Raw genomic sequence first — 10,882 nt, forward strand, 5'->3', positions numbered from 1 at the left:
TAGTCAAAATAAATAGTAAAAGAAGAACGTAGGTTGGGTTGAAGCATGAAACCCAACGCCCGCATGGGTTACGCTACCGCTAACCCATCCTACAAATAATTGTGCCTCCCTACTTAAAACTAATGTTTAGTCAAAATAAATGGTAAAAGAAGTTGAGATTTTTGTCTAGTTACCGAGAAAACTTTTCTTGACAATACATTACGTTCTTTTATTCACTTCTTAACCTATTCTTTACCAAGCCGTGGTAAATTTTAGCGTAAGATTTAAGGCAGTTTACGGATCAAAATTAATCCTATGCTCAACAAAAACAGAACCCATTTACTAACAGCCTTATCCATAGCCACTTTAACAGCGACTTTAACCGCTTGTGGGGGCGGCGATACGGCGGGAACTAGCACAGAAGGGGACAATAGAATCGCCCAAGTTCCCCTAAAGGGAGAGGTCGCCCTCAATGGTGCGGGTGCTTCTTTTCCCGCACCCCTATATCAAAACTGGTTTGTCACCATTCATCAACTATTTTCTAAACTGCTAATTAACTATCAATCTACTGGTAGCGGGGCGGGAGTCGAACAATTTATTCAAGGTACGATCGATTTTGGCGCTTCCGACGTAGCCATGACTGACGAGGATATGGCCAGAGTTAGCCGCGGGGTTTTACTGCTACCGATGACGGCGGGAAGCATCGTTATGGCTTATAATTTGCCCGGAGTAGAAGGGCTGAAACTAAGTAGGGAAGCCTATGTAGGCATCTTTTTAGGCACGATTACCCGTTGGAACGATGCCAAAATCGCCGCCGATAACCCCGATTTAAAACTACCCGATGAAGAAATTACCGTAGTTCACCGGGCAGACGGTAGCGGAACAACGGGAGTTTTTACCAAGTTTTTAAGCGCCGTTAGTCCCGAATGGAAAAAAAGCATCGGGGAAGGAAAAGCCGTACAATGGCCGACCAAAAAAGGTAAATTTCTCGGCGGTAGGGGCAATGAGGGAGTAACTGCCCTAATTCAACAAAATCCAGGCTCGATCGGTTATATTGAGTACGGTTTCGCTAAAAATAATAAACTGCCCATGGCCGCCCTGCAAAATCAGGCGGGTAAATTTGTCATTCCCGATGAAACCAACGCCGCTGCTACCCTCGCTAACGTTGAACTGCCTGAAAATTTACGCGCTTTTATTGTCGATCCGCCGGGGGAAAATTCCTATCCCATTGTCACCTATACCTGGATGTTGGTTTACAAAAAATACAACGATCCCCAAAAAGCTTTAGCAATGGAGGCGATGATCGAATTTGGACTTAACCAAGGACAAGAACAAGCAGCTCCCCTTGGTTATATTCCCCTACCGAAAAACGTCCGGGAACGAGTAGCCGCCGCTGCCGATGTCATCTATCCTGATTACACGATCAAGGTGGATTAGTCGCCGAAAAAATGTATTCAAAGTTACAATAGTGTAGAAAGGCCAATTTCGACCTTAGCTACCGCAAACTAGCTGGATTTTAACCCTAATCATGAGTGCGCCCACAGTTTCGCCCGACTCAACTTTCAAAGAACGTCCAGAATCGGAAAAAATCCTCGATAAAAGCTTTGTCGGATTAACCACTGCCTTTGCCATCGCTATTGGGGTAATTTTGCTCCTAATTGCCCTAGTTATTTTTATTCGGGCCCTACCAGCGATTCAAACCTTTGGTCTGGGATTTTTGACCAGTAGCGCTTGGAATCCCGTGCGCGGTCGGGAAGAATTCGGAGTTCTGCCGGTTATCTACGGAACTCTCGTTAGTTCTCTGATTGCCCTCCTGATTGCTGTTCCCCTCGGTATCGGTTCAGCCATTTTTTTAAGCGAAGATTTTATTCCCTTAAATGCGCGGACAATTTTGGTTTTTCTCGTACAACTTTTGGCCGCTATTCCCAGTGTTGTTTACGGATTATGGGGTATCTTTGTATTGATTCCTATCCTCAGACCCCTTGGTAACTGGTTAAATGCTAATTTTAGTTGGATTCCTCTGTTTAGTACTCCTTTAGGGGGTCCTGGAATGTTACCGGCGGGGGTTATTTTAGCAATTATGATCCTGCCGATTATTATCGCTATCTCTCGTGACTCTTTGGCCGCTTTACCGCCGGATTTGCGGCAAGCTTCCCTAGGTTTGGGGGCCACCCGTTGGGAAACAATTTTTCGAGTCTTAATTCCTGCCGCTTTTTCCGGGATTGTCGGGGGGATTATGTTAGCTTTAGGGCGCGCTTTAGGGGAAACCATGGCAGTAACGATGATTATCGGCAATTCTAACCGCATTAGTGCCTCTATTCTCGCCCCTGCTAACACGATCGCTTCCTTATTGGCTAACCAATTCGCCGAAGCATCGGGAATGCAAGTATCAGCTTTAATGTATGCGGGTTTTGTTCTCTTGGTTTTGACCCTAGTAGTCAATATCTTCGCCGAATTAATCGTTAATCGCGTCAAAGCTAAGTATTAAGCCGTCGGTCGTCAGTTATCAGTTATCAGTTTTGAGTTTTAAGTTTTGAGTATTAAGTGAGCAGTTTGTATTAAGTGTTCATCATCAAATGGCAGTTTACTGCTGTCTTTTCACTTTTCACTGTTTACTAATCACTGACAACTTTTAACACCTACCTACTTACTCTTCACTGTTCACTGATAACTGATAACTGATAACTGATATGGATAGTGCGAATTTAGGCAATAATCTCAAAAAGAAACCGAGTAGTCCTCGATCGCTATTGGGGACAATTATGACCGTTCTCTCGGCCTTATGTTTAGCTGTTACTGTGATTCCCCTCTTTGCCGTCCTAGGCTTTGTTTTTGTGCAAGGGGTGGGTCGTTTAAACGCCAATCTCTTTACTAAATTACCGCCACCACCGGGTTTAGGAGGAGGAGGCATCGCTAACGCCATTTTAGGCACAATTATTGTCGTTGCCCTGTCCACAGCGATCGCAGTTCCCATCGGCGTTTTAGCGGCGGTTTATCTCTCGGAATTTAGCGGTGATAACAAACTTGCCCAGGGTGTGCGCTTTGCTACCAACGTTTTAGCGGGTGTCCCTTCGATTATTGTCGGGGTTTTCGCCTACGGTTTGCTAGTTGCCCCCTTATTTGGCGAAGGAACAGCCCTTTTAGGCTTTTCTGCCCTTGCCGGTTCGATCGGTTTAGCGGTGTTAATGTTACCGACTATTATTAGAACCACCGATGAGGCTTTAAAAATCGTTCCCCAAGACATCCGCTGGGCAGCCATGGGTTTAGGGGCCTATAACTACCAAACCGTCCTAAAAATCGTCCTTCCTGCGGCAGTTCCCGCTATTTTGACCGGTGTAACCTTAGCAATTGCTAGGGCTGCCGGGGAAACCGCCTCCTTAATTTTTACGGCATTATTCTCTAACTTTTGGCCTCGGGGTGTCTTTGAACCGATTGCCACCCTTTCGGTCTTAGTTTTCAACTTTGCTACTGCCCCTTTTGCCCCTCAACAGCAATTAGCTTGGGCAGGTGCTTTAATTCTCGTGCTTTTGGTGTTGTTAACTAACATTTTATCCCGTTTAGCCACGCGCCAGAAAACCTATTAAGTCAAGGAAAAAGAACGTAGGTTGGGTTGAAGCATGAAACCCAACGCCCGCATAGTTTACGCTACCTCTAACCCATCCTACAAATAATTGTGCCTCCCTACTTAAGTCAGGGAAAAAGTGAAAAGCCAAAAGGGATATTTAAGTAAAAATCTACCTATCTTTCCAATTCATCAATTAGTCAAATTCAAGGGAAATAATTTATGCTAACTAACTCTAACCCCCATTCTACAGGAACCGTTTTAAAGGTGGATAAGGCTGATATCTACTATGGTAATTATCGGGCAGTACGAGACGTTTCCATCGATATTCCCAAAAATAAAGTCACCGCTTTTATCGGACCGTCTGGCTGCGGAAAAAGTACCATTCTCAGGTGTTTTAATCGTCTCAATGATTTAATTCACGGTTTTCGTATTGACGGCAAAGTTTTTTATCATAACCAGGATATTTACTCTCAAGAGGTGGATCCTGTCGAAGTCAGAAAATGTATCGGTATGGTGTTCCAGCGCCCTAATCCTTTTCCCAAATCCATTTATGATAATGTGGTTTACGGAGCGCGATTAAATGGTTATAAAGGCGATTTAGATGAATTAGTAGAAACTTCCTTGCGTCGGGCAGCTCTCTGGGAAGAAGTAAAAGATAAACTGAAAGAAAGCGGTTTTTCCCTATCGGGGGGACAACAACAAAGATTATGTATTGCTCGCACTATTGCCGCTCAACCAGAAGTATTATTAATGGATGAACCCTGTTCGGCACTCGATCCAATTTCAACTTTAAAAGTTGAGGAATTAATGCACGAATTAAAAGAACGTTATACAATTATTATTGTTACTCACAATATGCAACAAGCTACTAGAGTAGCAGATTTAACGGCTTTTTATAACGCTGAACCCACCGATAAAGGTGGCAAAATTGGTTATTTAGTCGAGTTTGATCATACGAACAAAATCTTCGGTGATCCTCAAGAACAAGCAACTAAAGATTATGTTAGTGGACGTTTTGGCTAAATTCAGTTGTTTAGGGGATAGGGAGATAGGGAGATAGGGAGATAGGGAAATTTCAGCTAAATTCCCCACTACCCCACTACCCCACTACCCCACTACCCCACTACCCCACTACCCCACTACCCCAACACCCAACACCTATTCCCCAACACCTATTCCTTTAAAGATTATGTATAGTACTGATGTTGTTACCGATGCGGTTTTGAGAACCAAAAACTTAAACGTTTACTATGGTTCTAATCTCGCTGTTCGTGATGTTAACCTTGATATTCCTGAGAAAAAAGCGATCGCTTTTATCGGTCCCTCTGGCTGCGGAAAAAGTACGGTTCTGCGCTGTTTTAATCGCATGAATGATCTGGTTAAAAGTGCCAAAATTGAGGGAAAAGTTACCTTTCGCGGCCAAGATATTTATGGTAATTCCGTTAATCCTGTGGGGTTACGCAGTCGCATCGGTATGGTTTTTCAGAAACCGAATCCTTTCCCTAAATCTATCTATGAAAATATCGCTTTTGGGGCGCGTTTAAATGGTTACACTGGTGATATGGATCAATTAGTAGAGGAATCTTTAAAAAAAGCCGTTCTCTGGGATGATGTTAAAGATAAACTCAAAGAAAGTGGTTTAGCTTTATCAGGGGGACAACAACAAAGGTTATGTATTGCTCGCGCTATTGCGGTTAAACCAGAAGTTATTTTAATGGATGAACCCTGTGCGGCACTCGATCCAATTTCTACCCTAAAAATTGAGGAATTAATTCACGAATTGAAAACCCAATATACTATAGTTATTGTCACCCACAATATGCAACAAGCGTCGCGGGTTTCTGATTTAACGGCTTTTTATAATGCTGAACCGACCCCAAAAGGTGGTAAAGTGGGTTATTTAGTGGAATATGATCGCACCGAGGCTATCTTTCAAAATCCTGCTCAAGAGTCCACTAAAGATTATGTTAGCGGTCGTTTTGGTTAGAGTATTAATAATTAATCGTTATTCATGACTCCGGGATAGATTAATTTTTTCCATCTGGAATGATTGAAAAACGATTAACTTAACTGATTGCGAAAACGTTTGGCACTAATAGTTAAAAGTATCACAGCGAAACCAATCAGAGCCAATACATGAACCCATAAAGCTTCTAAACCGACACCTTTTAAAAGAATACCGCGGATAATAGCTATGTAGTGACGGAGAGGATTAAAAAGAGAGAGATATTGAAAAAATGGCGGCATCGTTTCAATCGGTGCGATCGCTCCTGATAATTGTACCATGGGTAAATTGATAAAAAAGGTGGTTAAAACTACCTGCTGTTGGGATTGACAGAGTGTCGCTAACATAATACCGACACCAATACTAACAAAAATATAGAGACTAGCTAAAGCCATAAATAGGAAAAAGTTGCCCCGAAATGGCACATTAAAAATCACTTTACCGATGGTTAATGCTAACAAAACATCACCCAAAAGGAGGATGAATAAAGGCACAACTTTAGCTAACAAAATCTCCCAAGCAGCGGCAGGAGTCATCAGTAATTGTTCGAGAGTTCCCGTATCTTTTTCTTTAACAACGGTGATGGAAGAAACGATCGAACCGATTAAAGTTAATACTAATCCCATGACTCCGGGGACAAAAAACCAACTGCTAGAAAGTCCGGGATTATAAAAGAAAATTACTTGTGTTGAGATGGGAAGTGGCGCATTTTGATTAACTTTTCCCGTGCCGAATTCTTGGACAATTTGATTGATATAACCCTTAGCAATTCCTGCGGTATTGGCATCCACTCCATCGATAAAAACTTGAATAGATGCGGTTTTTTCTTGGGTGAGATTGCGACTAAATTCGGGAGGAATTATCAAACCAGCGGTTAATTTTCCTGTTTCCACCTGTTGGGTTAATGTTTTCTCATCAAAAGTGATCATTTCGGCATCAAAAATCTGATTTTCGGTAAAAGCAGCGATGAGGGAGCGACTTTCAGCAGTAGCGGCATAATCGACTATTCCTAATTTGATATGATGAACATCGGGATTAAGCGCAAATCCATAAATTAATAGTTGAATAGTTGGGGGAAAAATCAAGAGAATAATTAACTGTTTGTTGCGTAATATCTGGCGAATTTCTTTAATAACTAAAGATAAAAAACGACCTGTAAATAATTGCTTAAACATCTTATTATTCTCCTAACTGCATTCTTGATATAGCTTTTATTGCCAATAAAAATAAGACCATTCCCAAGAGTAAAATGATAACTAAATTATTGCCAATACCTGCCCAACCCACACCCCTGACAAAAGCATCTCTAGTAATTTCGATATAATAACGAGCGGGAACTATATTTGAAACTAAAGAGAGGGGAAAGGGAATATTACTTAACGGATAAATAAAACCACTGAGTAATAAAGCAGTGAGAAAACCCACTAAAGAAACACCTTGCACCGCAGAATTTTGATTACTGGTACGCGCACCTAACATTAATCCAAACATCACACTTGCCCATAAATAGAGGATAGTTCCTAACAGTAATGGCATTGGATCACCGGCAAAATTTAATTGAAAAATCAGACTTCCTAAACCCATAACTCCGATGGCGATTCCGATTCCTACTATTAGATAAGCGAGGGATTTACCTAGTATTAATTCTTCGGCAGTGAGAGCGGAGGCATAAACTTGTAAAATTGTGCCTTTTTCCTTTTCTCGTACCATAGCTATCGCTGATAAAAGTGAGGGAAAAATCCATAAAACCACAGCATAAACCCCCGGCACAATATAGAGAGATTCTTGTCGTCCCGGATTAAACCAAAGTCGGGTGGCAGTTTCGATAGGAATAGTAGCAGAAATTAAGTTTTCTGCTTGTAAAAAAGAGCGGGTAGTCGCTTTAATCGCACTGCGAATAATTCGGGCATTATTAGCATCTGTACCATCAACAATTGCTTGAATTTCGGCGGTTTTATTGGCTTGTAAATTACGACTAAAATCGGGAGGAATCACAACAATTGCCCTAGCAATACCTCGATCTAAAGCGGTTTCAGGGTTGCCTTCCCAAACCACGGGAATAAATAAATTAGTGGCGAACAAGCGATCGCCATAATTTTGACTAAAAACTGTTCGATCTTGATCTTGCACTAAAACTGGTATATCTTTCGCCTCTAAACGAATAGCAAAACCAAAGATAAAAAGAGTCATCACGGGCAAAATGAAAGCGAGGGCGAGGGTAAGTCGATCACGACTAAACTGCACTAATTCCTTACGACATTGGGAGAGAATTCGTTTCATGAAATTGCCCGATTAAGAATAAATTTTTACGGCATTTTTAGGGAACTTATCGCATCCTTTTGATGTCTAAGTGGGGTTTGCGGCCAAAAGTTTCTCGTGGTGGCAGGGTGTGGGGTTTTATCGATTTTCAGGTGGTCAACTACCTAATTTTCAGGGAAAAAGTCCCCGAATTTTCCGCCCGATCACTCCCATCCCCGGTACTTTTTGATTTCAAAAAAGCCCAAAGACATTATCCAACAAGGTTTTTAGATTTATTCAGCAAACCCTATATAATTCTCAGTAGATGAACGTAGGTTGGGTTGAAGCATGAAACCCAACGCCCGATTATGTTACGCTACCGCTAACCCATCCTACAAATAATTGTGCCTCCCTACTTAAAAAGCTCTAAAGGGATTGTAACCGATGACGGATGAAAGATTAGAACGGATCGAGAGCATACTACAGGCTACCGTTGTCCTCACGCAACAGAATCGAGAAGATATAGCACAGCTAACCCGTGAGGTTAGGACAATAGCAGCGAGTCTGGAACGAACCAACGAGCGCTTAAATCAATTTATCACTCAAGCTGAGAGCGATCGGCAGTTTTTCCGCAACGAAGTCACTGGTATCCGTACAGAAGTTAAGCGAATCGTAGAGCATCTTTTCGGACAATCCCCAGATCAAGAGTAAAGATTAGCCAACAGGTATATATTATCCAAGTTATCGGCAAAAAGCTTGATCAATCCCCATTAATTCTCTGCACAACGCTGATAAATGCGTCTTCTAAAGAAAAGGGAAGCAAACGCAAGGATTGTACCTGTATTCCTGCGGCGCTGACAATCTTTTTGATCTCTGGAATTTCCCTGTCGGGATGATCGAGAGTCAGGTGCAAGCAATCGCCAAAAATCGAGACGCGCCAAGCTTGTAAACGGGTTTTTAAAATTGCTGCCGCTTGTTGCACTCGATCGAGACGTAATTCGATTAATTGCCCCGGTTGTGCTGCTTTAATTTGACTGGGGGAACCTTGCATCACCACTTCTCCAGCTACCATAAAACCCAGACGATTGCATTGTTCCGCTTCTTCGAGATAATGGGTTGTCACTAATACCGCAGTTCCCTGACGAGCCAAATCGTTAATTAAGCGCCAGAATTGTCGTCGCGCTAGGGGATCAACTCCAGAAGTGGGTTCATCGAGAAATAGTATCTCCGGTTCGTGCATGACGGAAGCGCCAAAAGCGACGCGTTGTTTCCATCCTCCCGGCAGTCTTCCGGTTAACATTGTTTCCCGTCCGATTAATCCCACCGTTTCCAAAACCCAAGCGATTTTTTGCTGACGGTAGCGCGGGGGAACCCCATAAACCCCGCAGTAAAATTCCAGATTTTCGATCACGGTGAGATCATCATAAAGGGTGAATTTTTGGCTCATATAACCAATTTTTTGCCGTAAGCTGGGATTACGCAGGTCTTGACTGCGCCCAGCTAAGGAAATCTCGCCATCAGAGGCGGAAAGTAGCCCACACAGCATTTTAATCGTGGTGGTTTTTCCCGCACCATTCGCCCCCAATAAGCCGTATATTTCTCCGTAGTCAATGGTTAAAGTAACACCTTTGACGGCGCAAAAATTAGCGAAGGTTTTCCGCAAATCCCTAGCATCGATCGCTATTCCCGTGGTGATGGTCTCGGATTTAAACTTTGGTAAGGGGATAAAAGGGGGATCGGAACCCTGTTGTCGCAAACGGGTGACAAAGACGTTTTCTAGGGTTGCCTCGCTAGGGTGGATAGCGCTGAGATGATCGATCGCATTCTGAATAATTCTGGTTGCTTGCTGGGGATTGCCAGTTAACACATCTAGACGATCACCAAATAACTGCACGTCATTAATATTTTGTCCATCCACCAAAAGAAGTATTTTTTCGGCGGTAGCGGCGATATCGGGCGATCGAATTTCCAGGCGTTGTAAACCGAGACGTTGGCGCAATTGGCTGAGGGTTCCGATCTCGTGAATTTCTCCCTCGTACATCAAAGCGATGCGGTGACAACGTTCCGCTTCATCGAGGTAGGGAGTAGCCACCACAATTGTTATACCTTCGCGGGCTAAAGTGGCTAAAATATCCCAAAATTCTCGCCGAGAGACGGGATCAACTCCGGTGGTGGGTTCATCGAGAAGTAGGATTTGGGGACGGGAAATCAGGGCGCAACAGAGGGCGAGTTTTTGTTTCATGCCCCCGGAAAGTTGACCGGCTAGGCGATCGCCGATGCCCTTCAGGTTCATTAAAGTTAAATATTTATGCCGACGCGCTTGCAAATCCCTCTCGGTTACTCGGCGCAAATTGGCCGCATAACGCAGGTTTTCATCAATGCTGAGGTCAAGATAGAGGGAAAATTGTTGGGTTAAATAGCCGATAGTTTGACGGACGTGACGGGGCTTTTTTCCCTCTAAATCCACATAACCACCCGATGGGTTCATCACCCCGCCCAGAATGTGAAAGGTGGTGGTTTTTCCCGCTCCATCTGGACCAATTAAGCCAAAAATTTCCCCCGGATAGACTTGGAAATTTATCCCTCTAACGGCGGCAAAATTGCCGTAGTTTTTCTGGAGGTTGACGACATGAACTACTCCCATCCGCTACGCCCTCGATTCGAGTTTCTGAAGTTTCTTCGTCCCTAGATGCCTCATACTTCCGCACAAGGTAGCACTAGACGACTCTGCATCTAAAGAGGCTCGTTCCAAGCCCCTAGCTTGACATCCTCGCCGCCGTAAAACGGACGGCGATTCCCAAACCTCACGATTAGGGATGTAATCTGACTGTTACTGTGTTTGGTTCACAGCTTTCTGGGATTTGTCGCGACCAGCGAATTGCTAAGGGTTCTGTGAATTTAGCTAAATAGATTTGTTTGTCTTTGAACTTAAAAGCAGATTTGGTAAATTCGGCACTTCCTCCTTGATGTTTTTTCTTAAAGTTAGGATACTTAGTACGACCAGCAAAGAAATTAGTGAAAGCTGTTTGTAAATGTCTTAACCCTTGTTGTAAAGGTACACAGCTAACTTCGTTTAAAAACTCTAATTCTTCTTG

The 10,882-nt window shown here is 43.2% G+C and carries 10 protein-coding genes and 1 pseudogene; 7 read left to right on the top strand and 4 right to left on the bottom strand.

Annotation, left to right across the window (positions count from 1 at the left end):
- Window positions 1–294 precede the first annotated feature (294 nt).
- The 5 genes from pstS (at window position 295) to pstB (O9324_RS13845) (ending at window position 5,531) form a co-directional block, all read left to right on the top strand.
- On the top strand, window positions 295–1,416 hold the full coding sequence (pstS, locus tag O9324_RS13825; protein WP_288140475.1) for a phosphate ABC transporter substrate-binding protein PstS: 1,122 nt from the start codon (window positions 295–297) through the stop codon (window positions 1,414–1,416).
- 91 nt (window positions 1,417–1,507) lie between these two features.
- Window positions 1,508–2,467, top strand: a complete 960-nt coding sequence (gene pstC, locus O9324_RS13830; RefSeq protein ID WP_002765431.1) for a phosphate ABC transporter permease subunit PstC — start codon at window positions 1,508–1,510, stop codon at window positions 2,465–2,467.
- 202 nt (window positions 2,468–2,669) lie between these two features.
- The gene (gene pstA / locus O9324_RS13835; RefSeq protein WP_002765430.1) at window positions 2,670–3,563 is read left to right on the top strand and encodes a phosphate ABC transporter permease PstA; all 894 of its coding nucleotides are present in this window, start codon (window positions 2,670–2,672) and stop codon (window positions 3,561–3,563) included.
- 200 nt (window positions 3,564–3,763) lie between these two features.
- Window positions 3,764–4,567, top strand: a complete 804-nt coding sequence (pstB, locus tag O9324_RS13840) for a phosphate ABC transporter ATP-binding protein PstB (protein ID WP_002765428.1) — start codon at window positions 3,764–3,766, stop codon at window positions 4,565–4,567.
- Between the two features lie 166 nt (window positions 4,568–4,733).
- Window positions 4,734–5,531, top strand: coding sequence for a phosphate ABC transporter ATP-binding protein PstB (gene pstB, locus O9324_RS13845; protein WP_002765426.1), 798 nt, complete (start codon window positions 4,734–4,736; stop codon window positions 5,529–5,531).
- Between the two features lie 74 nt (window positions 5,532–5,605).
- On the opposite strand, the gene O9324_RS13850 is transcribed toward pstB (O9324_RS13845), so the two are convergent.
- Complete coding sequence (locus O9324_RS13850) at window positions 5,606–6,724, bottom strand: ABC transporter permease (protein ID WP_288140476.1); 1,119 nt, start codon at window positions 6,722–6,724, stop codon at window positions 5,606–5,608.
- A gap of 4 nt (window positions 6,725–6,728) precedes the next feature.
- Complete coding sequence (locus tag O9324_RS13855; protein ID WP_288140477.1) at window positions 6,729–7,829, bottom strand: ABC transporter permease; 1,101 nt, start codon at window positions 7,827–7,829, stop codon at window positions 6,729–6,731.
- Window positions 7,830–7,891: 62 nt separating this feature from the next.
- Here O9324_RS13855 and O9324_RS13860 point away from each other — a divergent pair, with 62 nt between their 5' ends.
- Window positions 7,892–8,116: a hypothetical protein gene (locus O9324_RS13860; protein WP_288140478.1), complete on the top strand. Its 225-nt coding sequence runs from the start codon at window positions 7,892–7,894 to the stop codon at window positions 8,114–8,116.
- 115 nt (window positions 8,117–8,231) lie between these two features.
- Window positions 8,232–8,498 (top strand): hypothetical protein, encoded by a 267-nt coding sequence (locus tag O9324_RS13865; RefSeq protein WP_002789481.1) that lies wholly within the window; start codon window positions 8,232–8,234, stop codon window positions 8,496–8,498.
- Window positions 8,499–8,547: 49 nt separating this feature from the next.
- On the opposite strand, the gene O9324_RS13870 is transcribed toward O9324_RS13865, so the two are convergent.
- Both O9324_RS13870 and O9324_RS13875 read right to left on the bottom strand, forming a co-directional pair.
- Window positions 8,548–10,431 carry an ATP-binding cassette domain-containing protein gene (locus O9324_RS13870; protein WP_288140479.1) on the bottom strand — a complete coding sequence of 628 codons (1,884 nt, stop codon included), beginning with the start codon at window positions 10,429–10,431 and terminating at the stop codon, window positions 8,548–8,550.
- A gap of 169 nt (window positions 10,432–10,600) precedes the next feature.
- Window positions 10,601–10,882, bottom strand: a pseudogene (locus O9324_RS13875) (RNA-guided endonuclease InsQ/TnpB family protein); the annotation flags it as partial.

The organism is Microcystis sp. LE19-84.1B (assembly GCF_027531875.1).
Classification (GTDB): domain Bacteria; phylum Cyanobacteriota; class Cyanobacteriia; order Cyanobacteriales; family Microcystaceae; genus Microcystis; species Microcystis panniformis.